This window comes from Microbacterium sp. EG9, from assembly GCF_059759475.1.
The window spans coordinates 3,046,395-3,071,328 of the sequence record NZ_CM186217.1; the positions used below are offsets into that span (position 1 = coordinate 3,046,395).

The 24,934-nt window shown below is 70.9% G+C and carries 25 protein-coding genes; 10 read left to right on the forward strand and 15 right to left on the reverse strand.

Annotation, left to right across the window (positions count from 1 at the left end):
• Positions 1-304: 304 nt before the first annotated feature.
• Both AC6CQV_RS14315 and AC6CQV_RS14320 read left to right on the forward strand, forming a co-directional pair.
• Positions 305-1,258 (forward strand): hypothetical protein, encoded by a 954-nt coding sequence (locus AC6CQV_RS14315; RefSeq protein WP_498259823.1) that lies wholly within the window; start codon positions 305-307, stop codon positions 1,256-1,258.
• 83 nt (positions 1,259-1,341) lie between these two features.
• On the forward strand, positions 1,342-2,481 hold the full coding sequence (locus tag AC6CQV_RS14320) for a hypothetical protein (protein WP_498259824.1): 1,140 nt from the start codon (positions 1,342-1,344) through the stop codon (positions 2,479-2,481).
• Positions 2,482-2,692: 211 nt separating this feature from the next.
• On the opposite strand, the gene rplI is transcribed toward AC6CQV_RS14320, so the two are convergent.
• From rplI to rpsF, 4 genes are all read right to left on the reverse strand, one after another.
• Entirely contained in the window at positions 2,693-3,145 is a 453-nt protein-coding gene (gene rplI, locus AC6CQV_RS14325) for a 50S ribosomal protein L9 (RefSeq protein ID WP_036288929.1), read from the reverse strand.
• Between the two features lie 12 nt (positions 3,146-3,157).
• On the reverse strand, positions 3,158-3,412 hold the full coding sequence (gene rpsR, locus AC6CQV_RS14330; RefSeq protein ID WP_005054609.1) for a 30S ribosomal protein S18: 255 nt from the start codon (positions 3,410-3,412) through the stop codon (positions 3,158-3,160).
• A 149-nt stretch (positions 3,413-3,561) separates the two neighbouring features.
• On the reverse strand, positions 3,562-4,068 hold the full coding sequence (locus AC6CQV_RS14335) for a single-stranded DNA-binding protein (RefSeq protein ID WP_060960800.1): 507 nt from the start codon (positions 4,066-4,068) through the stop codon (positions 3,562-3,564).
• 5 nt (positions 4,069-4,073) lie between these two features.
• Positions 4,074-4,412, reverse strand: a complete 339-nt coding sequence (gene rpsF / locus AC6CQV_RS14340) for a 30S ribosomal protein S6 (protein ID WP_060960846.1) — start codon at positions 4,410-4,412, stop codon at positions 4,074-4,076.
• Positions 4,413-4,608: 196 nt separating this feature from the next.
• Here rpsF and AC6CQV_RS14345 point away from each other — a divergent pair, with 196 nt between their 5' ends.
• Positions 4,609-6,174 carry an MFS transporter gene (locus AC6CQV_RS14345; RefSeq protein WP_498259825.1) on the forward strand — a complete coding sequence of 522 codons (1,566 nt, stop codon included), beginning with the start codon at positions 4,609-4,611 and terminating at the stop codon, positions 6,172-6,174.
• Positions 6,175-6,199: 25 nt separating this feature from the next.
• On the forward strand, positions 6,200-7,417 hold the full coding sequence (locus AC6CQV_RS14350) for a hypothetical protein (RefSeq protein WP_498259826.1): 1,218 nt from the start codon (positions 6,200-6,202) through the stop codon (positions 7,415-7,417).
• Between the two features lie 52 nt (positions 7,418-7,469).
• Here the strand turns inward: AC6CQV_RS14350 and AC6CQV_RS14355 are convergent, their stop codons facing one another.
• The 6 genes from AC6CQV_RS14355 to AC6CQV_RS14380 all read right to left on the reverse strand — a co-directional run bounded on the left by AC6CQV_RS14355 (position 7,470) and on the right by AC6CQV_RS14380 (position 14,423).
• A complete protein-coding gene (locus tag AC6CQV_RS14355) occupies positions 7,470-7,868 on the reverse strand; it encodes a VOC family protein (RefSeq protein WP_498259827.1) in 399 nt (132 codons plus the stop codon).
• A gap of 191 nt (positions 7,869-8,059) precedes the next feature.
• Positions 8,060-9,721: a dipeptide ABC transporter ATP-binding protein gene (locus AC6CQV_RS14360; protein WP_498259828.1), complete on the reverse strand. Its 1,662-nt coding sequence runs from the start codon at positions 9,719-9,721 to the stop codon at positions 8,060-8,062.
• On the reverse strand, positions 9,721-10,713 hold the full coding sequence (locus AC6CQV_RS14365; RefSeq protein WP_060960805.1) for an ABC transporter permease: 993 nt from the start codon (positions 10,711-10,713) through the stop codon (positions 9,721-9,723). Before AC6CQV_RS14365 ends, AC6CQV_RS14360 begins: the two co-directional genes overlap by 1 nt.
• A gap of 14 nt (positions 10,714-10,727) precedes the next feature.
• A complete protein-coding gene (locus tag AC6CQV_RS14370) occupies positions 10,728-11,819 on the reverse strand; it encodes an ABC transporter permease (RefSeq protein WP_101305179.1) in 1,092 nt (363 codons plus the stop codon).
• A 119-nt stretch (positions 11,820-11,938) separates the two neighbouring features.
• Entirely contained in the window at positions 11,939-13,585 is a 1,647-nt protein-coding gene (locus AC6CQV_RS14375) for an ABC transporter substrate-binding protein (protein WP_498259829.1), read from the reverse strand.
• Between the two features lie 151 nt (positions 13,586-13,736).
• Positions 13,737-14,423: a helix-turn-helix transcriptional regulator gene (locus tag AC6CQV_RS14380; protein WP_191009281.1), complete on the reverse strand. Its 687-nt coding sequence runs from the start codon at positions 14,421-14,423 to the stop codon at positions 13,737-13,739.
• A 146-nt stretch (positions 14,424-14,569) separates the two neighbouring features.
• On the opposite strand from AC6CQV_RS14380, the gene AC6CQV_RS14385 reads away from it, so the two are divergent.
• From AC6CQV_RS14385 to AC6CQV_RS14400, 4 genes are read left to right on the forward strand one after another with little or no spacing between them, the layout of a single operon-like run.
• Positions 14,570-15,475, forward strand: coding sequence for an ABC transporter ATP-binding protein (locus AC6CQV_RS14385; protein ID WP_101305177.1), 906 nt, complete (start codon positions 14,570-14,572; stop codon positions 15,473-15,475).
• The gene (locus AC6CQV_RS14390; protein ID WP_498259830.1) at positions 15,472-16,305 is read left to right on the forward strand and encodes an ABC transporter permease; all 834 of its coding nucleotides are present in this window, start codon (positions 15,472-15,474) and stop codon (positions 16,303-16,305) included. The genes AC6CQV_RS14385 and AC6CQV_RS14390 overlap by 4 nt, the downstream gene beginning before the upstream one ends.
• Before the next feature lie 25 nt (positions 16,306-16,330).
• Complete coding sequence (locus AC6CQV_RS14395) at positions 16,331-17,494, forward strand: sensor histidine kinase (RefSeq protein WP_498259831.1); 1,164 nt, start codon at positions 16,331-16,333, stop codon at positions 17,492-17,494.
• Positions 17,491-18,096 carry a response regulator transcription factor gene (locus tag AC6CQV_RS14400; protein ID WP_498259832.1) on the forward strand — a complete coding sequence of 202 codons (606 nt, stop codon included), beginning with the start codon at positions 17,491-17,493 and terminating at the stop codon, positions 18,094-18,096. The genes AC6CQV_RS14395 and AC6CQV_RS14400 overlap by 4 nt, the downstream gene beginning before the upstream one ends.
• Here AC6CQV_RS14400 and AC6CQV_RS14405 read toward each other — a convergent pair.
• The gene (locus AC6CQV_RS14405; RefSeq protein ID WP_060960813.1) at positions 18,093-18,536 is read right to left on the reverse strand and encodes a MarR family winged helix-turn-helix transcriptional regulator; all 444 of its coding nucleotides are present in this window, start codon (positions 18,534-18,536) and stop codon (positions 18,093-18,095) included. The genes AC6CQV_RS14400 and AC6CQV_RS14405 overlap by 4 nt on opposite strands.
• 58 nt (positions 18,537-18,594) lie before the next feature.
• Here AC6CQV_RS14405 and AC6CQV_RS14410 point away from each other — a divergent pair, with 58 nt between their 5' ends.
• Positions 18,595-18,963, forward strand: a complete 369-nt coding sequence (locus AC6CQV_RS14410; RefSeq protein WP_498259833.1) for a VOC family protein — start codon at positions 18,595-18,597, stop codon at positions 18,961-18,963.
• 26 nt (positions 18,964-18,989) lie between these two features.
• Here the strand turns inward: AC6CQV_RS14410 and AC6CQV_RS14415 are convergent, their stop codons facing one another.
• From AC6CQV_RS14415 to AC6CQV_RS14425, 3 genes are all read right to left on the reverse strand, one after another.
• Positions 18,990-19,373, reverse strand: coding sequence for a DUF779 domain-containing protein (locus tag AC6CQV_RS14415; RefSeq protein ID WP_060960814.1), 384 nt, complete (start codon positions 19,371-19,373; stop codon positions 18,990-18,992).
• Between the two features lie 83 nt (positions 19,374-19,456).
• Positions 19,457-21,004: an acetaldehyde dehydrogenase ExaC gene (gene exaC, locus AC6CQV_RS14420; RefSeq protein WP_060960815.1), complete on the reverse strand. Its 1,548-nt coding sequence runs from the start codon at positions 21,002-21,004 to the stop codon at positions 19,457-19,459.
• 237 nt (positions 21,005-21,241) lie between these two features.
• Positions 21,242-21,733, reverse strand: coding sequence for a MarR family winged helix-turn-helix transcriptional regulator (locus tag AC6CQV_RS14425; RefSeq protein WP_498259834.1), 492 nt, complete (start codon positions 21,731-21,733; stop codon positions 21,242-21,244).
• Between the two features lie 55 nt (positions 21,734-21,788).
• Here AC6CQV_RS14425 and AC6CQV_RS14430 point away from each other — a divergent pair, with 55 nt between their 5' ends.
• On the forward strand, positions 21,789-22,727 hold the full coding sequence (locus AC6CQV_RS14430; protein ID WP_498259835.1) for a DMT family transporter: 939 nt from the start codon (positions 21,789-21,791) through the stop codon (positions 22,725-22,727).
• Here the strand turns inward: AC6CQV_RS14430 and malQ are convergent.
• A complete protein-coding gene (gene malQ, locus AC6CQV_RS14435; protein ID WP_498259836.1) occupies positions 22,699-24,834 on the reverse strand; it encodes a 4-alpha-glucanotransferase in 2,136 nt (711 codons plus the stop codon). The genes AC6CQV_RS14430 and malQ overlap by 29 nt on opposite strands.
• Positions 24,835-24,934: the final 100 nt, after the last annotated feature.

Consider the following 24,934-nt stretch of genomic DNA (forward strand, 5'->3'; position numbering starts at 1 on the left):
CCGCGGAAAATGCAACCTGACCTGGTATTCGCTGATTCACACCCTGTGGATTCACAATGTGGTTGAAGTGCCGGTTGAAGGTTCGGCCTGTGCGTGAGGGTTGGGGACAACCATGGGGATGAATGCGTCGTTGTCAAGTCGAGGGGTCGGCTCGCGCGCGTCGGTCGGGCGTGTCCCGCGCGAAGACGCCGCGCGTCCGAGGGGTCTAGACACAAGTGATATATCGGCGTATCTTCACGTATCCAGGCACTCCATGGGCGTCGGCTCGCGCCGGCATCCCGACACATCGTCGTGGGAGGTGAACATGGTGACGATCGCAGTCCCCCCGCTGCGCCGCGGACGTTCGACCACAGAGTCGACACGGCGATGGGCGATGCTGGGCGCCCTCGGTGTCGGCGCCGCGTTCGCCTGGTTCGCCCTCACCCTGTTCTCCGGTCCGTCGGCCCATGCCGCCGATGACACCGACAATCCTCTCGGCTCCCTCGTCGGCGGCGTCTCCAGCACGCTGTCGACGGTCACGACCCCCGTGCTCGACCCGGTCGCAGAGATCCTCTCTCCCGTCGCCGAGACCGTCGCTCCCGTGGTCGAGACCGTGGCACCTCCGGTCGGCGATATCGTCACCTCCGTGGCTCCGGCGCTCGAGCCCCTCACGCCCGTCGGCGAGGTCGTCGCCCCGATCGGCTCGGCGGTCGGCGAGATCGTGAGCCCCCTCGCACCTGTCCTCGCACCCGTGACCGGCGCGGTCGCGCCCCTCGTGGATGCCGCGGCCCCCGTGACCGACGCGGTGACATCGCTCCCCGTCGTCGGAAGCCTCGTGACCCCCCTCACGAGCGCGGTCCCCCCTGCCGGGGGCGCGGCATCCCCCACCGACCCGTCCGCGGGCTCGCCGGCCTCCACCGAGGCCGCGCTCGCGGTGCTCACGGCGGCCTGGGATCAGGCGACGGCCGGGCTCGGAGCCACGCTGAACACCGCGCTCGTCTCGCTCGAGACGGCGGTGACCTCGTTCGTTCCCGGTGCCGCCGTGCTGACCCCGGCATCCGTGCTGCCCGCATCACCGACGGGGGGATGGGCCCCGCCCGGGTCCGCCCTCGAGGCGACCTCGTTCTTCTCCAGCGCGGCTGGATTCTCCTTCGGCGCGAGCGCCGTGCTCGCCTTCGGTCTGTTCGCAGCGCACCGTGCCCGGATGCTGCGACGCGCACCGGGCGACGAGTACGCCCTGCCCGCGCCGGTGTTCGACACCGACGTCTCACCTGACTGACGGGGGGTTCGGCCGCCTTCTGAGCGGCACGATCCCGCGCGCTCTCGCGCACACCCCATCAACACTTTCAGGAGAGACACATCATGAACACCACCATCAAGCGCGCCCTGTGGGGCACGCTCCTGGCCGGAGGCATCACGCTCTTCGGCGCGACGGTCGCACAGGCGGCCGAGACCACGGGCGACGACGGTCTGCTGTCGGGAACCCAGGGGCTCATCTCCGTGGCGGTGCCCGTCACGGTCGCCGGCAACGGCATCTCGGTGCTGGGCGACGCCACGAGCACCGAGGCGCAGACCTCGGCACCGTCGGTGTCGATCGGCGGCGGAGACGCCTCCACGGGCGGCTCCGACGGCGTCGGCTCCGGCACACAGGCCGTCATCGACGTCGTCGTGCCGGTGACACTCGGCGGCAACGCCATCTCGGTGCTCGGCGACGCCGACAGCACGGGTGCGGCCACCACGGCCCCGACCGGCGCCCCCGCCGGAACGACCGACGGCGCGACCACCGACGGCACGGACGGCATCCTCGGCGGCACCCAGGTGCTCGCCCCGATCACCGCACCGGTGACCGCCGGCGGCAACGCCATCTCCGTGCTCGGCGACGCCGACAGCGCGGATGCCACCACCACCGCCCCGGCCGGAAGCACGGGCGGCGCGACCGGAGGTGCGACCACCAGCGGCACCGACGGCATCCTCGGCGGCACCCAGGTGCTCGCCCCGATCACCGCACCGGTGACCGCCGGCGGCAACGCCATCTCCGTGCTCGGCGACGCCGACAGCACGGATGCCACGACCACCGCCCCGGCGGGAAGCACGGGCGGCGCGACCGGAGGTGCGACCACCAGCGGCACCGACGGCATCCTCGGCGGCACGCAGCTGGGCCTGCCGATCACGGCGCCGATCACGCTCGGCGGCAACGCGATCGCCGTGGTCGGTGACGCCACCACGACGGCGCCGACCACCGGCCCGACGACGCCCACGACGCCGACCACGCCCACCACGCCCACGACCCCGACGACGCCCACCACGCCGACCACGCCGACCACATCCGGCACGTCGACCACGGGCGGCACCGCTGTCACGGGCGTGCTGGCCGCGAGCGGCGCCGTGAAGACGCTCGCTCAGACCGGCGGCGTCCTCACCCTGCTGCCGCTGCTGGCGGGGCTGGCCGCGCTCGCTCTGGGGGTGATGCTCACCGCACGCCGCCGTGCACGCACCGAATGACCCCCGGCGGGAGGAGCCGGCGACCGTGCCTGGCACCGGCTCCTCCACCGTCCGGCGGAAACGACGGATGCCGTGACCTCACCTTGGGGGAGGTCACGGCATCCGTGCGGCGTTTCGACTCGGCGCTCGCGCGCCCCGCTCAACGACCGTTTCTCGACGCTGCATCGCGGCGCTCGCGCGCCTCGCTCAACGACCGGGAATCCGGCGGGACTTACTTGGCGGCGACCACCTGAAGGGTGATCACAGCGGTGAGGTCGTCGCGCAGACGCACGGTCGCCTCGTGCTCACCGACGGCCTTGATGGGCGCGGTGATGTGGATCTTGCGCTTGTCGAGCTCGCCGAGACCGGCGGCCTTGACGGCGTCGGCCACGTCGGCGGTCTTGACCGACCCGAAGAGGCGGCCTTCCTTGCCGGCCTTGACCGACAGCTTGACCTTGTTCGACTCGAGGGTGTCCTTGAGCGCGACGGCCTCTTCGTGGTCGTGGATCGCACGGGCGTCACGGGCGGCGCGGATGGACGCCACCTGCTTCTCGCCACCGCGGGTCCACGCCACAGCGAAGCCCTGAGGGATGAGGTAGTTGCGGGCGTACCCGTTCTTGACCTCGATGACGTCGCCGGCGCTTCCGAGCCCGGCAACCTCGTTCGTGAGAATCAGCTTTGCCATGATGGGTGCTCCTTAGCGGCCAGCGCCGGCGTAAGGCAGGAGCGCCATTTCGCGCGCGTTCTTGATCGCCTTGGCGATCAGACGCTGCTCCTGCACCGAGACACCGGTGATACGACGGGCGCGGATCTTGCCGCGCTCCGAGATGAACTTGCGAAGCGTTGCGACGTCCTTGTAGTCGATGACGCCGACGCGGATCGCCTTCGCGGGAGCGGCGTTCTTCGCGCCCTTCCGCGGCTTACGGCGATCGCCGGTAGCCTTTCCAGCCATTGTTTTCCTTAGGTGTGTGCGGATGCCGAGGCATCCAGAATTCGAGAATCTTGCGACGGATCCCGGGTTTCGACTCGGCCCTGCGGGCCTCGCTCAACCGTGAGTCGATCTCGCGTCAGTGTCGCTTCGCGACAGTGACCCGAGCCGACTCAAAACGGAGTGTCGTCGCCGTAGGCGCCGGGTGCGCTCCAGGCGTCGGGTGCGGCAGAGCCCGGGGTCGCCCACGGCTCCTCCTGCTGCACCTGCTGCTGCGGACGCGACTGCTGGCCGCCTCCGTAGTTGCCTCCGCCGGATGCGGCACGCGTGACCTGAGCCGTGGCATACCGCAGCGAGGGGCCGATCTCGTCGACCTCCAGCTCGATCGCGGTCCGGTTGTTGCCCTCGCGGTCCTGGTAGGAGCGCTGCTTCAACCGACCGGTCGCGATGACACGGGAACCCTTCGTCAGCGAACCGGCGACGTGCTCGGCGAACTCGCGCCACACCGACGCGCGGAGGAACAGCGCTTCGCCGTCCTTCCACTCGTTGGCCTGACGGTCGAAGTTGCGGGGCGTCGACGCGATCGTGAAGTTCGCGACGGGCAGGCCGTTCTGCGTGTACCGCAGCTCGGGGTCTGCCGTGAGGTTTCCCACGACGGTGATGACGGTCTCGCCGGCCATCGTCGTTACGCCTTCGCTGCCTTGCGGGCGGCCTTGGCCTCGGCGCGCTCCTTCTCGGCGGCGACCTGGGCGATCGCCTCCTCGGCACGCAGGACCTTGGTACGCATGATCTGCTCGTTCAGCTTGAGCTGACGGTCGAGCTCCTGCGTGGCCTCGCTCGTGGCGGTGAAGTTGACGACGGCGTAGATGCCCTCGTTCTTCTTCTGGATCTCGTACGCCAGGCGACGCTTGCCCCAGATGTCGACGTTCTCGATGGTGCCACCGTCGCCGGTGATGACCTTGAGGAACCCGTCGAGCTTGGGGGCGACCTGACGCTCGTCGATCTCGGGGTCGAGGATGACCATGAGCTCGTACTGGTGTGAGTGCGTCACTAACCCACCTCCTTCGGACTAGAACGGATGCCGGGCATTTCCCGGCATCAGGAGGGTTGATGCACGTGCCCGCGCGGATTCCGGAACGGAACGCAGACGGGCAACCACAACAGTCTACCCGACGAGCGCTACGCTCAGGGACGACGACGGGACGACGGAAGGACGGCGGATGCCGAGCACGCACGTTCCGGCGCGTTCCGGCGCCGTGCTGACGGCACTGCTGCTGGCCGCCGCGGTCTGCAACCTCACCACCGGCGGCGCGACCGTCGCCCTCCCCGACATCGCCGCAACCTTCGACGCCTCGCAGACCACCCTCAACCTCGTCGCCCTCGGCACGGGCCTCGGCCTGGCCATGACCGTGCTGTACGCCGGCGCCATCGGCGACCGCCACGGCCGGGTCCGGGTGCTCTGCATCGGACTCGTGGGGCTGCTCGTCGCCGGCACGGCCGCGAGCCTCGCCCCCTCGATCGGGTTCCTCATGGCGGCGCGCGTGCTCACGGGGATCGCCGCCGGATTCGCGTTCCCGACGACGCTCGCCCTGATCACCGCACTGTGGGGCGAGGGGCCCGCCCGCGTCCGCGCGATCGCGCTGTGGACCGCGACGGGCGCGGTCGCGACGGTCGGGGGATCGGTGCTGTCGGGGGCCCTCGTCGTCGCCTTCGGGTGGCGCATCGCCCTGCTGCTGCCCGTCCCCGTCGCCGTCGCCGCGCTGCTGATCGCCGCGCGCGCGATCCCGCGCGGTGTCGCCGAGTCGGACGAACCGGTCGACCACCTCGGCGGGGTTCTGTCGGTGCTCGCCGTCGCCGCACTGGTCCTGGGTCTCGGCATCGTGTTCGCGCCGGGAGATGCGAGGGCCGGCCTGACGCTCCTGGTCGCGGCGGCGGCGCTGATCGCGGCCTTCGTCGCGCGCCAGCTGCGCGTCGCGGCGCCCCTGTACGACCTTCGGGTCGCCCGGCGACGCCTCTTCTGGGTGCCGGCGGTCGCGGGAACACTCGCGTTCGGGTCGCTCGTCGGCGCCATGTTCGTCGGTCAGCAGTACCTGCAGAACATCCTCGGCTACGACGCCCTGCAGGCCGGCGTCGCCCTCATCCCGGCCGCGATCGCCCTGCTCGCCTGCGCGCCGTTCGCCGCCGTCCTGGTCGAGCGCGGCACCCGGATCGCGATGATCGTCGGCTATGTCGTGCTCATCGGCGCCTTCGGCACGATGCTCGCGTGGAACGAGGACACCACGCCGGTGGTGGTCGCCGCCGCGTTCGCCCTCGTCGGGGGAGGAGCGTCGTTCGTGATGACCGCGGCATCCCGCTCGCTCACCAGCAGCACGCCGGTGCGCAAAGCGGGCATGGCCTCGGCGACGAGCGACCTGCAGAGCGATCTCGGCGGGGCGGTGCTGCAGGCGCTGCTCGGTGCCGTGCTCGCCGGCGGGTTCGCGCACGTGTTCGCGGGGCTGATCGCCGCCTCTCCGGATGCCGCGGCCCTCTCCGACGACGTGACGCGCGCACTGCAGGCCTCGTTCGCCTCCGCCGCCCACGTCGCGGCGGAGAACCCGGCATACGCGACGCAGATCCTCGAGGCCGCGCGCCTCAGCTTCGTCGACGGCGCCTGGGCGGCGTATCTCGTGGGGGCCGTCGCGCTGGTGCTGGGGCTGCTGGTGGTCGCGGTCGGGCTGCCGACGGCATCCGTCGAAAAAGAGTTGCGCGCCCGTTATCGTGACGAGGACGCGCGGACGGCGCCCTGAAAGCTCGGCCCGGTAGCGTGACGACATGAGCACGCCTGCGGCATCCTCGCCCTTCGACGCGCGACCGCTCATCGAGCCCGCCGATCGCGCGGCGGTGCGCGCCTACGTCCGCGAGCTGCGCGCCGGCGGACGCGCACCGGCCGCCGCGCCGGGCGCGCGCGTCGTCATGGCCGTGATCGTCGGCGTGGTCTTCGCGATCGTCTTCGGGTCGACGATCCTGGGCGTGCTCGCCGGAGCGATGAGCGCCGCATCCGCGGCCGTCTCCGGAGACGGCTTCACGGTGCTGGCCTTCGCGCCGGTGGTCATGCTCGTGGCCGTCGTCGCGGTCCTCGCGGTCGGCATCGCGCGGGCGTTCGGCGCCCGGACGGGGGAGCGCTGGTGGCGCCTCGACCGCTTCGCGCGCGCCAACGCGATGACCTGGTACCCGTCGGTGCCCGCGCCGCCGCTTCCGGGGATGGTTTTCGGCCTCGGGCACGGCCGCGAAGCCACCGACGTGGTCCGCGGCGAGAGCCCGCGCTTCGTGGAGTTCGGCAACTACGTCTACCGCACCGGCTCGGGCAAGAACGAATCCACCCATCGGTGGGGCTACGTCGCGGTGAAGCTCGCGACGCCCCTGCCGAACATCGTGCTGGATGCCCTGGGCAACAACGGACTGTTCGGCTCCACCCTGCCGGCCGCCTTCGACGGGGCGCAGCGGCTCAGCCTCGAGGGCGACTTCGACCGCTACTTCACCCTCTACTGCCCGTCCGGCTACGAGGCCGACGCCCTGTACCTCTTCACGCCCGACATCATGGCGCGATTCGTCGATCACGCGGCCGCCCTCGACGTGGAGATCGTCGACGACTGGCTGTTCCTCTACACGCAGCGCGAGGCTTCCACCCTCGATCCGGCGACCTGGGCCTGGCTGTTCTCCGTCGTGGCGGCACTGCTCGACAAGCTCGCCCAGTGGGAGCGCTGGCGCGACGACCGGCTCGCTCCGCCCGCAACGGCGGTGACGACGCATCACGCGACAGGGGACGCCACGACAGGGGATGCCGCGCCGGCGGAGCCCGCGTGGGCGGCGCTGCCGTTCGGGGCGCCCACGGCATCCCTGCGGCCACCGCCCGGCGTCGCGCCGGCGGGCCGCCGCCTCCGCCGACGCGTTCCGTGGGCCGCCATCATCATCATCGGCACCGTGCTGCTGCTGATGCTGTTCGGCCCGCTCGGCGTGTTCGCCTCGCTCATCGAGAACCTGTCGAACTGACACCCGCGTTGCACGTGAAACGGTGGGCGGCGCCGGTCGCGCGACAACGAGTTCAGGCGGCCGGCAAGGGCGCGAACAGGTCGACGGCGTTGCCGTCGGGGTCGAGCACGGTCGCGTAGCGCTGCCCCCAGAAGGCGTCGAACGGCGCGACGTGACCGTCGTGCCCCGCCGCCACGAGAGCGGCGTAGACGGCATCCACCTCGGCGGGGCTGTCCTGCACGAACGCGAGCGCGATGCGATGGCCCCCCGACGCCGGCTCGTAGCCGGCGTCGAAGCTGCGGATCGTCTCGACCGTGTCCCAGGCGAGGGCGACGCCGCCGTCCAGCACCGCGTCCACGTGCGGCGCATCGTCTTGGCCGTCGGCGATCGAAACGCCGAGCGCGCGGTAGAACGCGAGGGATGCCGCCATGTCGCGCACGACGATGCCGATGAAGCCGAGTTTCACTGTCATCCCGTCAGGCTATGGCAGGCCGGAGACACTCGCCCTCGCGCGCCCCGCGTGCACAACTCCGCCTGAACCGCGCGCGCCCGAGCCGCATGCCCGCGCCGGTGCCATCCAGCTGGAGTTACGCACGCCGCGCGGGGGCCCCAGGGCCGCAGGCCCCAGGCCCGGGGGCAGCAGGGCACGCGGGTGCCGCGGCTTCAGCCGCGAGCGGCGCGCCACGCCTCCCGGCGCGCGGCCTGCTCGACGGGGTCGGGCACAGGCAGCGACGCGATCAGCTTGCGCGTGTAGTCGTCCTGCGGGTCGCCGAGCACCTGCGCGGTCGGGCCGGTCTCGGCGATGGTGCCCTTGTGGAGCACGACGACGCGGTGCGCGAGCATGTCGACGACGGCGAGGTCGTGGGTGATGAACAGGGTCGCGAACCCGAAGCGCTCCTGCAGCTCGCCGAACAGCTCGAGCACACGCGCCTGCACCGACACGTCGAGCGCACTGGTCGGCTCATCGGCGATGAGCAGCTTCGGGTCGAGGGCGAGACCGCGCGCGAGCGACGCCCGCTGGCGCTGGCCGCCCGACAGCTCGTGCGGGAAGCGGTCGCCGAACGCCTTGGGAAGCTGCACGGCCTCCAGCAGCTCGTCGACGCGGTCGCGCGCATCGGCGGCATCCCGCGCACCGCCGTGCACGATGAGCGGCTCGGCGACGTTCTGCGCGATCGTCAGCAGCGGGTTGAAGCTCGTCGCCGGGTCTTGGAAGACGAAGCCGAGGTCCTTGCGGTGGCGACGGAACGTGCGCTCCTTCACGCCGTTCATCTCCACATCGAGCACTCGCAGCGACCCTCCGGTCACGGGCGTGAGCCCCGCGATCGCCCGACCGATGGTGGTCTTGCCCGATCCGCTCTCGCCCACCAGTCCCACGACCTCGCCGGGGGCGATCGTGAAGCTCACCCGGTCGACCGCGCGGAAGCCGGCGCGGCGCAGGCGTCCGGCGTACTCGATGACGAGATCCTCGGCCGCGACCACCGGCACCGCCTCCGCGGCACCCGCCGGCGGCTGACGATCGACGATCTCCAGTCGCGGCACGGCCGCCAGCAGACGCCGGGTGTACGCGTCGCGGGGCGCGGCGAACAGCTCGGCGACCGGGGCGGTCTCGACGACCTCGCCGTTGAGCATGACCGCGACGCGATCGGCGAGATCGGCGACGACGCCCATGTTGTGGGTGATGAGCACGATCGCCGTGCCGTCCTCGTCGCGGAGCCGACGCAGCAGATCGAGGATCTCCGCCTGCACGGTCACGTCGAGCGCGGTCGTCGGCTCGTCGGCGATGATCACGGTCGGGTCGAGCGCGAGCGCCGTCGCGATGACGATGCGCTGCTTCTGACCGCCCGAGAACTGGTGGGGATAGTCGTCGACGCGTCGTTCGGGGTCGGGGATGCCGACGCGGCCCAGCATCTCGATGGCGCGGGCACGGGCCTGCTTCTTCGTGTACTTCCCGTGCGCCCGCAGGCCCTCCGCGAGCTGCCAGCCGACGGTGAACACCGGATTGAGCGACGTCGACGGCTCCTGGAAGATCATCGCGGCCGTGGTCCCGCGCAGGCGCCGCAGCGACTCGCGATCGAGCCCCACCACGTCGGTGCCGTCGAGCACGACCGCGCCCTGCGTCAGCGCCGTCTCGGGCAGGAGTCCCAGGATCGTGCGCGCCGTGACGGTCTTGCCGCTGCCCGACTCGCCCACGATCGCGAGCACCTCGCCGGGCCGCACGTCGAGACTCACGCCGCGGACGGCGTGGACGTCGCCGCCGTCGGTCGCGAATGTGACGTCGAGCCCGCGGATGTCGACGGCGGACGCGTCGGAGGATGCCGTGGCCATCACTCCACCTCTCCCATGAACTCGCGCGAGGCCGGCTGCGTGGCGGCGACGGCGTCGGCCGGCGTCTGCGCCTTCGCGCGGCGGCGGGCCCGCAGGCGCGGGTCGGCCAGGTCGTTCAGGCTCTCGCCGATGAGGGTGATGCCCAGCACCGTCAGCACGATCGCGACGCCCGGCGGGATCGCGGTCCACCAGATGCCGGCGGCCACGTCGCTGATCGACTTGTTGAGGTCGTAGCCCCACTCGGCGGCGGCCGTCGGCTCGATGCCGAAACCGAGGAAGCCGAGGGCGGCGAGGGTCGAGATCGCCTCCGACGCGTTGAGCGTCACGATGAGCGGCAGCGTCCGGGTGGCGTTGCGCAGCACGTGGCGGAACATGATGCGCGGCGTGGAGGCGCCGATCACCTTGGCCGACTCGACGAACGCCTCCGCCTTGATGCGCACGACCTCGGCGCGCACGACGCGGAAGTACTGCGGGATGAAGACGACGGTGATGGATGCCGCGGCGGCCAGGATGCCGGGCCACAGCCCCGACTGGCCACCGCTGATGGCGATCGCGACCACGATCGCGAGCAGCAGGGTCGGGAAGGCGTAGATCGCATCCGCCACGACGACGAGGGTGCGATCGACCCAGCCGCCGAGGTAGCCGGAGACGAGGCCCAGCAGGATGCCGATGAACACCGAGAGCACGATCGCCACGATGACGACGTAGAGCGCCGTCTGGGCACCCCAGATCACGCGGGAGAGCACGTCGTACCCACCGACGGTGGTGCCGAGCAGATGCTCCGCGCTGGGCGGCTGCTGCGCCCCGAAGTTGCCGTCGGGGCCACTCAGCTGCGCGAACCCGTAGGGCGCGATGAGGGGGGCGAGGATCGCGCAGAGCACGAAGATGCCGGTGAGCACGAGACCGGCGACGAGCATGCCGCGCTGGAGGCCCACGCTCTGGCGGAGTTGATGGACGACCGGCATCCGGTCGATGAGGCGGGGCTTGGTCATGTCCGCATCCCTCTTCAGTACCGGACCCGCGGGTCGATGAACGCGGCGATGATGTCGACGGCGAAGTTCGTGAGCGCGACGATGATCGCGATCATGGCGACGATGCCCTGCACGGCGACGAAGTCGCGGGATGCCAGGTACGCGGCCAGCTGGAAGCCCAGCCCCTTCCACTCGAAGGTCGTCTCGGTGAGCACCGCACCGCCGAGCATGAGGGCGATCTGCAGACCGATCACCGTGATGATCGGGATCAGGGCCGGCTTGTACGCGTGCGTGCGGACCAGACGGCCCTCGCGGACGCCGCGGGAGCGGGCGGCGTCGATGTAGGGCATGTTGAACGTGCCGATGACGTTCGTGCGCACCAGGCGCAGGAAGATGCCCGCCGTCAGCAGGCCCAGGGTGAGCGCGGGGAGCACCGCGTGCAGCAGCACGTCCTGGATGTAGGCGGGGTTCCCGGTCGCGATCGCGTCGATGAGGTAGATGCCGGTCCCACCGTTGCGGCCGATGGCCAGCTCGGTGCGCACGCTCGCCCGGCCCGAGACGGGCAGCCAGCCCAGCCAGACACCGAAGATCAGCTTGGCGACGAGGCCCGCGAAGAACACCGGCGTCGCGTAGAAGAGGATGGCGCTCACGCGCAGCAGCGCGTCGGGCCAGCGGTCGCGCAGCGCCGCGGCGACGAGGCCCAGCGGGATGCCGACGAGGAAGGCCACCACGAGCGAGTACAGCACGAGCTCGAGGGTCGCGGTGCCGTACGTGACGATGACCTGCACGACCGGCTGGTTGTCGGTGATGGTCGTGCCGAAGTCGAAGGTGAGGATGCGCCCGAGGTACTCGACGTACTGCACGAAGATCGGGCGGTCGTAGCCCGCCTCGTGGATGCGCTCGGCCAGCTGGTCGGCCGGCAGCCGTCCGCCCAGCGCCGCCGTGATCGGGTCGCCCGTCAGGCGGATGAGGAAGAAGACCAGCGTCACCAGGATGAGCACGGTCGGGAAGATCAGCAGGAACCGGATGAGGATGTACCGGCCCAGCGTCGACCCCGAACGACTCTTCGTCACCTCGAGCGCGGGTGGCGGCTCGGCGATGGAGGATGCCGCGACGTTGCTGGTCATGGATGCCTACTCTACGGATGATGGGCGTTTCGACTCGCTGCGCTCGCTCAACGACCGGGGGTGTGATCCCCCGGTCGTTGAGCGAGGAGCGCAGCGACGAGTCGAAACGCCCGCGGCGGTTACTTCGTGATCGGCGCGAACCGGAGCTTGAACGACGCGTCGAGCGTCACTCCCTTCACGTCCGCACCGGTGACCGCGACCTGGGCGCCCTGCAGCAGCGGGACGGTGGACAGATCCTTCGCGACGAGCTCCTGGATCTTCTCGATGTCGGACGTGCGCGTGGCGGCATCCGGCTCCACGGCCTGCTTGAGGATCAGGTCGTTGACCTCCTGGTTGACGTAGTGGTTGCCCAGGAAGTTCTTCTCGAGGAAGAACGGCGTCAGGTAGTTGTCGGCGTCGGAGTAGTCCGGGAACCAGCCCAGCTGGTAGGCGGGGTAGACGTCGGCGGTGCGGTCCTTGGAGTACTGCACCCACTCGGTCGACTGCAGGTTGACCGTGAAGAGACCGTCCTTCTCGAGCTGCTGCTTGACCAGCGCGTACTCGTCACCCGAGGAGGGGCCGTAGTGGTCCGGGCTGTACTGCAGGCTCAGGGTGACGGGCGTCGTGATGCCGGCCGCGGTGAGCGTCGCCTTCGCCTTGTCGGCGTCCGGACCACCGTTGCCGTCGCCGTACAGGCCCTTCAGCGCATCCGTCGCACCCGCGAAGCCGGCCGGGACGTAGGAGTACAGCGGGGTGTACGTGCCCTTGTAGACCTGCTCCGAGATGGTCTCGCGGTCGATGAGGTCGGCCACCGCCTGGCGGACGGCGAGCGCCTTGGCCGGGTCGGCCTCGGCGGTCGTGGCGCCGAACGGCTGCGTGTTGAAGTTGAACACGATGTAGCGGATCTCGCCGCCGGGGCCCTCGACGACCTTGACCTTGTCGTTGCCCGACAGGTCGGACACGTCGGTGGCCGACAGGCTGCGGTAGGCCACGTCGACGTCGCCCTGCTGCACGGCGAGCTTCAGGTTCGACGACTCGGCGAAGTAGCTGAGGATGACGCCCGAGTTGGTCGCGGCGGGCAGCAGTCCCTTGTAGTTGGCGTTCGGGGTGAACTCGACGGTCTTGTTGAAGTCCCACTTCGTGATCGAGTAGGGCCCGCCGAAGGCGTCGGCCGAGACGATGTCCTGGTCGGGCGTGATCGCGTCGGCCGAGAACACCTCCTCGTCGACGATCGCGCCGGGGAACGAGGTGAGGATGAAGGGGAAGACCTGGTCGTTGTCGGTCTTGAGCTTGAAGACCACCGTCGTGGCGTCGGGGGTCTCGACGCTGTCGAGGTTGTAGAGCAGGCTCGACGCCCCGTTCGGGTCGGCGATCTTCAGGTTGCGGTCGAAGGAGAACTTCACGTCCGAGGAGGTGAGGTCGTGGCCGTTGGCCCACTTCAGACCGGCCGGCAGCGTGACGGTGTACTCGTTGGGGGCGGTGAACTCGGCCGACTCCGCGAGGTCGGGCACGACCTCGGTCGAGTTGTAGTCCGTGTTCACGAGATACGGGAAGACCTGCGTCTGCACGGCGAGCGAGCCGTTGTCGTACGAGCCGGCCGGGTCGAGGGTGGTCACCTTGTCGGTGGTGCCGACGATGACGGGGCCTCCGGCGGCGCCGTCGGTCGAGCCACCGGTCGAGCCGCCGCCGGCGCAGCCGGCGAGCAGGAGCGCGGAGACGGCGAGTGCCCCGGCGGCCAGGCCGATGCGGCCTCGACCAGTCCCCGGGGAAGTGAAGTGCAGTGCCATATGAACTACCTCTGCTGTGTGTCGGTCGACCCCGCCGGGGAGGCGGAGTCCAGACCGCTATCTTGACCCCGGCATCCGGAATTCACCCCGTCATCGCCTTTTTTGTAACGAGAATGAAACCCGGGACCAGCGATCGTGGATCGCCGTTCCGTCACGAGACGCCGCGGTCGCCGTCCGTCCCGGTGAGCAGCCCGTCGGCGCGCGCGACCCGCGCGATCTCGACCTTCGTGTGCACCGGGCGACCCACCGCCGCGTACTTCGCCTTGACGCGATTGAGGTACTTGCGGGCGGTGTCCTCCCGCACACCGATGCGTTCGGCGACCTCTCCGATCGTGTGGCCGGCGCCGTAGAGCACGACGAGCCGCTCCTCCTGGGGACTCAGCGCGGGCCGCACGGGCAGCGCCGCGAGAACCGCGCGTGCGCGGGGGGACCAGGCGCGTGCGCGGCGGCGCACGGCGTCGATGACGGCGAGCACGACCCGCTCAGATTCGAGGGAGGACACGATGCCGTCCACCCCGGCATCCCTCAGCACGCACATCGTGCGATCGCCCGCGCCCGGCACCAGGGCGACCACGCGCAGCCCGGCGGCGCGACAGGCGGCGAGCGCTTCGAGTTCCGGTCCGTCGGCCAGCGACGCCGAGACGAGCAGGATCATCTGAGCCCGTGCCGCCCGATCGGTGCCCCGCAGCCGCATCGCGAGGTCGTGCAGCGAGGCCGACTCGTCCACGACGCTCATGCCGAGACGCCGCGTCAGCAGCTCGCGAGCACGCCCGCGGCGCGCGCTCGACGCATCGACGATGGCGGCGCGCCGCAGCGCTCCCCCTCCCGGCTGGACCATCCCGACTCCTCTCCTCCCGTAAGTGAGAGTCCGAAACCACCGATCTGTGACGCGGTTCGGCCAGATTCCTGCCGTGACGAATGTCATGGCGCGGTCGTGACGCCCGTGTGCGGCACGTCGCACCGGGCCGCGGCAGAGTCGGAGACATGGATCAGAACGAGGGAGTGCTCGCGGTGGATGCCGCGGGCCTGCGCAAGAGCTTCGGCAGCGTCCGAGCGGTGGAGAGCGTCGATCTGCGGGTACGCCCGGGTGAGATCGTCGCCTTCCTGGGCCCGAACGGCGCGGGAAAGACGACGACGATCGACATGCTGCTGGGGCTCTCCGACCCCGACGGCGGCGCGGTGCGGGTGTTCGGTGAGAGCCCGCGGGCGGCGATCTCGCACGGACTGGTGTCGGCGGTGCTGCAGACCGGCGGCCTGCTGAAGGACATCACGGTGCGCGAGACGCTCGCTCTCACGGCGAGCCTGTTCGCCGACACGCGTCCGATCGAGGAGGTCATGCAGCGTGCGGGCATCAGTGAGCTCGGGAGTCGACGGGTCGGCCTGTGCTCGGGCGGCCAGCAGCAGCGGCTGCGCTTCGCCATGGCGCTGCTCAGCGACCCCGGACTGCTGATCCTCGACGAGCCGACCACCGGCATGGACGTCGAGGGGCGTCGCGCGTTCTGGAGCGCGATCCGCTCCGACGCCGCCCGCGGCCGCACGGTGCTGTTCGCGACCCACTACCTCGACGAGGCCGACGAGTACGCCGACCGCATCGTGCTCATGAGTCGCGGCCGCATCGTGGCCGACGGCTCCACCGCCGAGATCAAGAACCTCGTGTCGGGACGCATCGTGCGTGCCACCCTGCCGGGCGCCGACCCGGCGCGCCTCGCCGCCCTTCCCGCCGTCGACGACGTCGAGTTCGCCGGCGACCGCATCAGCATCCACACGAAGGACTCGGATGCCGTCGCCCGCCACCTCCTCACCGAGACGGCGGCCCGCGACATCGAGATCACGTCCCAGAACCTCGAGAGCGTCTTCCTCGCGCTCACCTCCGAAGGAGCCCCCGCATGAGCACCGCATCCACCGCGCCGACCGCATTGTCGGCCGATCGCGTCACCCTCGACCGGCGGGTGCCGCCGCTCGGCGGCTTCAACCTGACCTATCTGGGCATCGAGCTGAAGCGCCGCCTGCGCAATCGCCGGACGCTCTTCTTCACGATCGCGTTCCCCGTCGTGATGTACGTCATCATCGGCCTGCGGCTGCGCGACGAACAGCTGACGGCGACGCCCGTCGCCGACGGCGGTGTCTCCGTCGCGGCCTACATCATGGTGTCGATGGCGATGTACGGCGCCATGATGTCGGCCACGCAGACGGGCGCCGCCGTCGCGCTCGAGCGCACGCAGGGGTGGAGCCGCCAGCTGCGCCTCACCCCGCTGAACCCGCTCGTCAACATCATCATCAAGATGATCGCGGGCATGGTGCTGGGCCTGCTCGCCGTGGTCGCGACCTACGCGGCCGGCGCGATCAGCGGCATCCAGCTCAGCGCCGGGCAGTGGATCGGCACGGGCCTGGTGGGCTGGGTGCTCGCGAGCGCCGTGTTCACGACGCTCGGCCTCTTCGTCGGCTACCTCATGCCGAGCGAGAACGCCGCCCAGGTGACGAGCCTGATCGTCGTCTTCCTGTCGTTCCTCGGAGGCCTGTTCTACCCGCTGAGCAGCATGCCCGACTTCATGCAGACGATCGCGAAGTTCACACCGGTGTACGGCATCGGAGAGCTCGCCCGCTCGCCTCTGACCGGGGAGAGCTTCGACGCGATGTGGCTCATCAACGCCTTGGTGTGGCTGGTCGTGTTCGTCGCCGGGACGACGTGGGCGTTCCGGCGCGACACCAAGCGCGTCTGAGTCGGCGCGCCCTACAGTGAAGTCCGTGAGCGCGACGCGAGACGATCTCGACGGGACCGGGTGGGACGTTCCCCCGGTCCCCGCCTCGTCGGCCGCACCGACGCCCCGTGAGATCTTGACCGCCCGCGCCGCCCGCGGCTGGTACGTCGGTGCGTCGATCTCGCTCATCTGGTTGTTCATCGTGGCCACCGAGGCCGTCGCGGCGGCCGACACGGCCGTGTCGAGCGCCGTCGTGATCGCCCTGCTGGTGTGCTTCGCGGCATCCTTCCTGATCGCCGTCCCCGTCTCGCGCCTTCTGCCCCTGCGCCTTCGGCTGCTTCCGGCGGCCTGGCTGTTCGTGCTCTCCTTCAGCCTGTTCCCCTGGATCGGGTGGGATGTCCGCGGCGTCTGGAGCTACGTGGGCGTCGCGATCGGCATGGCCGTGGTCCGCCTGCGCACGACCTGGCTGCTGCTGCTCGCGCTCGGAGCGGCATCCCTGGTCGTCGGGGTGATCTCCGACGGCTGGACCGAGGGCGTGCTGTTCCTGCCCGCGATCATCGTCTCGGTCTCCGCGATGATGGCCGCCTTCGGACGCAACATCGCGGCCATGAACGCCCTCCGGGCGACCCGCGACCAGATGGCGGAGATGGCCGTGGAACGCGAACGCAGCCGCGTCGCGCGCGACCTGCACGACATCCTCGGCCACTCGCTCACGGTCATCACGGTGAAATCCGAGCTCGCCGGACGCCTGATCGACGTCGATCCGGCACGGGCGCGGGGGGAGATCGGCGAAGTCGAGGCCCTCGCCCGCGGGGCTCTCGCCGATGTGCGCACCACCGTCGCCGGCTACCGCGGGGTCAGCGTCGCGGGCGAGCTCGCCGCGGCGCGGGCGGCGCTGGATGCCGCGGGCATCGCGGCCGAGCTGCCCACCGCCACCGAGAACGTCCCTGCCGAGCGCCGCGAACTGGCCGGCTGGATCGTGCGCGAAGGTGTGACCAACGTGATCCGCCATGCGCAGGCGTCGCGGTGCCGCGTGCGCCTGAGCGCGCGTAGCGTCAGCATCGAGGACGACGGGGTGGGCCCGACATCCGCAGCGACCACCGCCGGCACCGGGCTGATCGGCCTGCGCGAACGGGTGGAGGCCGCCGGCGGACGCCTCGCACTCGGACGCAGCGACCTCGGCGGGTTCCTCCTGCGGGTGACGCTGTGATCCGGCTGCTCATCGCCGATGACCAGGCGCTCGTGCGCGGCGCGCTCTCCGCCCTGCTCGGACTCGAGCCCGACATCGAGGTGGTCGCCGAGGTGGGGCGCGGCGACGAGGTGGTGGATGCCGCGGTGCGCACGGCCGCCGACGTCGCGCTGCTGGACATCGAGATGCCCGGGATGGACGGGATCGCGGCGGCATCCGCGCTGCGCAGCGCACGACCCGCGTGCCGGGCGCTCATCGTGACCACCTTCGGGCGACCGGGGTACCTGACGCGCGCGATGCGGGCGGGAGCGGCCGGCTTCGTGGTCAAGGACACACCGGCCGCACAGCTCGCCGACGCCGTGCGCCGCGTGTCGCAGGGGCTGCGGGTGGTCGACCCGGCCCTCGCCGCCGACTCGCTCGCGCAGGGGGAGTCGCCGCTCACGAGCCGAGAGACCGACGTGCTCTCCGTCGCGCGTACCGGCGGCTCGATCGCCGACATCGCGCAGATGCTGCACCTGAGCGAGGGCACCGTCCGCAATCACCTCTCCAGCGCGATCGGCAAGACGGAGGCCCGCAACCGCGCCGATGCCGTGCGGATCGCCGACGAGAACGGCTGGCTCTAGCCGCGCAGCGAACGGATCATCGCGGCGAGCAGCCGCAGCGCCTCATCGCGGTCGTCCGCGTCGAGACCGTCCAGCATGCGGTCCTCCACCGAGCGCACGGCGGTGCTGGCGGCGGCCAGCGCGGTGCGGCCGCGATCGGTGATCGTCGCGGGAAGCACCTTGCCGCTGACGGGGGTGTCGGGCCGCGAGATCTCACCGTCGCGCTCGAGCTTCTGCAGCAGCACGTTCATGGTCTGGCGGGTGACGAATGTGCCGCGGGCCAGATCAGAGTTCGACAGGCCGGGGCGCTGTGCCAGCAGCTCGAGGCACGCGTAGTGGGTGACGTTCATCCCGAGCGGTCGCAGAACGTCCTCCATCGCGGCCCGGAGGGCGCTGGCTGCCTCTTTGAGGCGATAGCCGACGGAGGTCGGCAGATCGATGGCGGGAAGGCGTTGACTCATGTCAGTATCCTGACATACAGTTGCATGTCAGATAACTGACACACGAGAGGACGATCCCATGCCCGCCACCGGCCCCGACTTCATTTCCCTGCAGGTTCGCGACCTCGCCGCATCCCAGGCGTTCTACGAGAGCTTCCTCGGCCTCGTGCGGTCACCGGCAGGACCGCCCCACGCCGTCGTGTTCACGACGACGCCGATCGCGTTCGCCGTGCGCGACATCGTCGATGACGCCGTCCGGGATGCCGCCACCCCGCCGGGGGCGGGCATCGCCCTCTGGCTGCACGCGACCGACGTACAGCAGATCCACGACGCCCTGGTCGCCGCCGGCCACGAGATCGTCGCGGCGCCGATCGACGGTCCGTTCGGCCGCACCTTCACGTTCGTCGACCCGGACGGTTACCGCATCACGCTGCACGACCGCGCCTGACCGGCGAGGCCGCGGGGATGCCGCCGTCAGCGCAGTCCGAAGTGGTCGAGCTCGGCGTCGTCCAGCATCCGCGAGCGGATGAGGAAGCGCATCCCCGTCGGACCCTCGACGCTGAAGCCGGCCCCGCGGCCCGGGACGACGTCGATCGTGAGGTGCGTGTACTTCCAGTACGCGAACTGCGCCTCGGACATGAACACCTCGATCGGATCGTCCAGTCCCACGTCGAGGTCGCCGAGCCTGATGTCCGACGGCCCCGTCAAGAACATGCCGACGGGGTAGCACATCGGTGCACTGCCGTCGCAGCATCCGCCGGACTGGTGGAACATGAGCTTCCCGTGCTGCGCCGTCAGCCGGCGCAGCAGTGCCGCCGCGGCATCCGTGACCGCGACGCGACTGACAGTGGTGGTCATCGCTCGACCTTTCCCTCCGGAGATGATCCGGCGCCCGAGACGCGCGTGCGTCCCGTGCGCCGGATCGTCTTCGGCGACGCGGCTCAGAAGAAGCCCATCGCTCCTTCGGCGTACGACACCAGCAGGTTCTTGGTCTGCTGGTAGTGATCGAGCATCTTGAGGTGGTTCTCGCGACCGATGCCCGACTGCTTGTACCCGCCGAACGCGGCGTGCGCCGGGTACTGGTGGTAGGTGTTCGTCCAGACGCGACCCGCCTCGATGCTGCGCCCCGCGCGGTACATCGTGTCGGCCGAGCGGCTCCACACCCCCGCGCCGAGGCCGTAGAGGGTGTCGTTGGCGGTGTGGATGGCGTCGTCGAACCCGTCGAAGCTGGTCACCGAGACGACGGGGCCGAAGATCTCCTCCTGGAAGATGCGCATGCTGTTCTGGCCCTCGAACACCGTCGGCGCCACGTAGTAGCCCCCGCTGAGCTCGCCGCCGAGGTCCACCCGCTCGCCGCCGGCGAGGAGCTTCGCGCCCTCCGCCTTGCCGATCTCGATGTAGCTGAGGATCTTCTCGAGCTGGTCGTTGGAGGCCTGCGCGCCGATCATGGTGGCCGGATCCAGCGGGTTTCCCTGGATGATCTTGCCGACGCGCTCCAGGCCGTCGCCGAGGAACTGGTCGTAGATCGAGCGCTGGATGAGCGCGCGCGACGGGCACGTGCACACCTCGCCCTGGTTGAGCGCGAAGAACGTGAAGCCCTCCAGCGCCTTGTCGTAGTAGGCGTCCTTCTGCCGCGCGACGTCTTCGAAGAAGATGTTCGCGCTCTTGCCGCCGAGCTCCAGGGTGACCGGGATGAGGTTCTGCGACGCGTACTGCATGATGAGACGGCCCGTGGTGGTCTCGCCCGTGAACGCGACCTTGCGGATGCGCTTGTGCTGCGCGAGCGGTGCGCCCGCCTCGATGCCGAACCCGTTGACGATGTTCACGACGCCCGCCGGCAGCAGGTCGCCGATGATGTCGAACAGGAACAGGATGGATGCCGGGGTCTGCTCGGCCGGCTTGAGGACGACGCAGTTGCCGGCGGCGAGCGCGGGGGCGAGCTTCCACGTGGCCATCAGCAGCGGGAAGTTCCACGGGATGATCTGGCCCACCACACCCAGCGGCTCGTGGAAGTGGTACGCGACGGTGTCCTCGTCGATCTGGCTGAGCGTGCCCTCCTGGGCGCGCAGGACGCCGGCGAAGTAGCGGAAGTGGTCGATCGCCAGCGGGATGTCGGCGGCCAGCGTCTCGCGCACCGGCTTGCCGTTCTCCCACGTCTCGGCGACGGCGATCTTCTCGAGGTTCGCCTCGATGCGGTCGGCGATCTTGTTGAGGATGTTCGCGCGGTCGGCGGGCGTCGTCTTCTTCCACGACTCGAACGCCTTCCACGCGACGTCGACGGCGCGGTCGATGTCTTCCGCGGTGCCGCGCCCGACCTCGGTGAACGGCTTGCCGGTGACCGGCGTGATGTTCTCGAAGTACTGGCCCTTGATCGGCTCGACGAACTCGCCGCCGATGTAGTGCCCGTACCGCGGACGGTACTCGGCGATCGCGCCGCGCTGGCCCGGAGCGGCGTAGACGCTCGAGACGCCCTCTTCGACGATGGTCATGATGTCTCCTTCGACAGTGCATGGTCCGCGGCATCCCTCGCCGCGTTCGGATGCGCTGACGCTACGCACCGCAACGTTGCATCGCGTTGCGCCGCGGCCTGCGCCGCGGCATCCGTCGCGAGACGCACCTTGCGCATCGAGAAACCGCTGCGTGAGGTGTTTCTCACTGTGCGAGTGGTTTCTCGCGGCAGCGGGGCGGGCGGCGGGCGAGCGGGGGGCGGGGCGGGATGCCGGGGGTCAGTCGTGGGCGAGGGCGGCGAGCCAGCGGCGGGAGGCGTCGCGCAGGGCGTCGGCGTCGCCCGCGGGCAGGAGCGCGACCAGGCGGTGCTCGTTGGCGAGGTGCGCCGTCAACGCGCGGTCGATGAGATCGACGCCCTCGGGGGTGAGGCGCACGAGGCGCCGTCGGCGATCGTCGTCGGCATCCGTGCGGACGACGAGGCCGCGGTCGATCAGGCGGTCGACGCGCTTGGTGAGCCCGCCGGTGGTGACCATCGTGTGGTCGGCCAGTTCGCCTGCCGGCAGCTCGTACGGCGCACCGGCGCGGCGAAGGGATGCCAGGAGGTCGAACTCCGCCTCGCTCAGTCCGAACTGCGCGTAGACGGCGGTCAGCTCCGCCGTCAGCGCCGCGGCCAGACGATGGAGGCGGCCGATCACACCCTGCGGCGACGGATCGAGATCGGGGCGTTCGCGGCGCCACTGCTCCTGGACGAGGTCGACGTGATCCTGCACGCCGTCGACTTTACCTTCCGCGGAAGCTATATTCTCTTCCGTGGAAGATAAAAGGATGCGATGGGTTCTCGTGACGGCGATCGCCCCCGTCGCCTGGGGGAGCACCTACTTCGTGACGCGTCATCTGCTGCCGCCCGACGCGGCGCTGTGGGGCGCCGTGATCCGGTGCCTGCCGGCCGGGGTGCTGGTGCTCCTGGTCACCCGGCGACTGCCGCGCGGGGCGTGGTGGTGGCGGTCGGTCGTGCTCGGCGCGCTCACGGTCGGCGGGCTGAACGTCCTCGTCTACGTCGCCGCGCAGCGCCTGGCGACGAGCCTCGCGGCCACGATCATGTCGACGTCGGCCGCCGCGCTGATCGTGCTGAGCTGGATCGTCCTCGGCCAGCGCCCCGCCCTGCGCGCCGCCGCCGGAGCGGTGCTCGGCATCCTCGGCGTCGTCGTCATGCTGCAGCCGGGCGGCGGCGAGGCCGACGGCTGGGGCATCGCGGCATCCGTGCTGGCCATGCTCTCCTCGTCGCTGGGATTCGTCCTCACGCGCCGCTGGGGTGCCGACATCCCGCCGCTGACGATGACGGCGTGGCAGCTCATCGCCGGCTCCCTCGTCGTCGCGCCCCTCGCGATCGCGGTCGAGGGCGCACCGCCCGCCCTGGACGGGCCGGCGCTGCTCGGGTTCGCGTACGTCATCCTCGTGGCCACGGCGATCGCCTACGCGGCGTGGTTCACGGGCCTCGCCCGCCTTCCCGGTGCGGTCGTCGGGGTGATCGGACTGCTCAACCCCGTCACCGGCGTGCTGCTCGGCGTGTGGCTCGCGCACGAACCGTTCGGACCCGCGCAGATGGTCGGTCTCGCGCTCGTCGTGGTGGGCGTGCTCGCCGGCACGCTGACGCGACCACGCACGGCGGCGATCGAGCCCGCGGAACCCACCGGACCCGCCTCACCCGGCCCCGCCTCACCCGCCGCCGCGGAGCTCAGAGCCGAGAATCGACCGCGCGGGTGAGAGCGACGAAACGGCCGTGCTCGCGCAGGTCGTCCAGCAGCACGGCGCGGCCGTCCGGTCCCGCGAGCGGGATCTGCCAGTTGGGATACTCGCGGTCGGTCCCGGGCTGGTTCTGCGCGCGGCGCTCGCCGACGGCATCCACCAGCGCCACCCCGAGCAGCTGCGAAGGGGATGCCGTGATCAGCGCGTTCAGGGCCTCGATCACCTCCGCCTCCGACGGGTCGGCGCCCAGCAGTCCGCGGTCGCGCAGCAGCGCCAGCATGGTCGCCCGCTCGGCATCCGCGTCGGCCAGCTCCTCCTCGACCGGACGCGTCAGCAGACCGAGCCGCGCGCGGAGGGCGACGTGCTCGTCGGCCAGATACCCCGCGGTCGGGGGCAGGTCGTGCGTGTTCACGGTGGCCAGCAGCGAGCGGCGGTACTGCTCCGGCGGACGGAAGCCGTCGCCCTCGCGCTCGAACCACAGCACCGAGGTGCCCAGCACGCCGCGCGCCGCCAGGTACTCGCGCACCCACGGCTCGACGTTGCCGAGATCCTCGCCGATGAGCACCGCTCCGGCGCGGTGGGCCTCGAGCAGCAGCACGCCGATCATCGCCTCGTGGTCGTAGCGGACGTACGTGCCGGCGGCGGGACTCAGCCCTTCGGGGATCCACCACAGGCGGAACAGCCCGATCACGTGGTCGATGCGCAGGGCGCCGGCGTGGCGCAGCAGGGTGCGGATCATGTCGCGCAGCGGGGCGTACCCGGCCTCGGCGAGCGCGCGCGGCAGCCACGGCGGCTGGTTCCAGGTCTGGCCCTGCTGGTTGTACATGTCCGGCGGCGCGCCGACCGCCATGCCGGTGGCGTACATCTCCCGCAGCGACCACGCATCCGACCCCTGGGGGTGCACGCCGACCGCGAGGTCGTGCATGACACCGATCGTCATGCCCGCCGCCGTCGCCGCGGCCTGCGCATGGGCCACCTGCTGATCGGCGATCCACTGCAGCCACACGTGGAACGCGACGCGGTCGGCCAGGCGCGTGCGCAGCTCGGCGACCAGCGGGGAGCGGATGTCGTCGACCTCGACGGGCCGCTCGCGACCGAGGTAGTGCTCCTCGAGCGCGCACCACAGGGCGAAGTCCTGCAGCGGCTGCCCCTCGCGCGCGGCGAACGCATCGAGCTCGGCGCGGCGCGACGGCGTCAGCGGCACCGCGAAGATCGCGTCGAGGCCGAGCCGTTTGGCGGCCCAGACCGCGTCGCGATCGATGCGGTCCGCGTCGTCGTCCATCGCCGCGACGGGACCGCGGGCGGCCTCGACGACGGCACGCTCGGTGGGTGTCAGGTAGGCGACCTCCCGGATGTCCTCGGGGCGCACGTACAGCGGCGCCAGGAAGCGGCGGGTCGCGGGGCGGTACGGCGACGGTTCGATCGGACTGGTCACCTCGGCCGCGTGCACGGGGTTGATCAGCAGGAAGTCGGCGCCGCGCTCGCCCGCGATCGCCGCGAGATCGGCGAGATCGGCGAAGTCGCCGAGGCCCCACGATGCCCGTGAGCGGACGGAGTACAGCTGCGCCATGAGGCCCCAGCCGCGTGTACGCCCGGGACGGGCGGGCGGGTCGCCGAGGCGACCGGGCGTGATCACGAACGGGGCGGATGCCGTGCGGTCGGCGTCGGCGCCGCCGAACGGGCGCTGCTCCGCGCGCACGGTGTGCCACCCCAGCGGCAGGTCGTCGGGCACCGGAATCTCGACCCGCCACCGCAGGATGCCGTCCACCAGACGCGCGGCCGGCCGCTGCTCGGGGATCGTGAGCACGCGCACCGCCCCGTCCTCGAGAGCCACCGTCACGGTCACGTCGTGCCCGTCGAAGACGTGCAGCCACAGCACGCCGACCCCGGCGCGCGTCACGAACGAGGCGGGCAGCAGCTCGCGCCACACCCGCTCCTCCTCGGCGATGAGGGATGCCGTGACCGCAGCATCCGACGAGGCGTCGACGCGCATGGCCGCGAGCACCGCGCGGAGGGTGGATGCCGGGACCTGCACCCGGTCGCCGAAGAACGACCAGTACTCGGTCGCGATGCCGTGCACGGCGGCGAGCCGCACGAGGTCGGGGGTGGGCGCGTCGTCGGTCATGTCGATCCTCCCTCGGCGCCGGTGACGGCGTCTGCGCCCATCCTGGCATCCTCGCCGGGGGAGCATGCACAGCTCCGCCTCCGTGGGCCGTCGTCGGCGT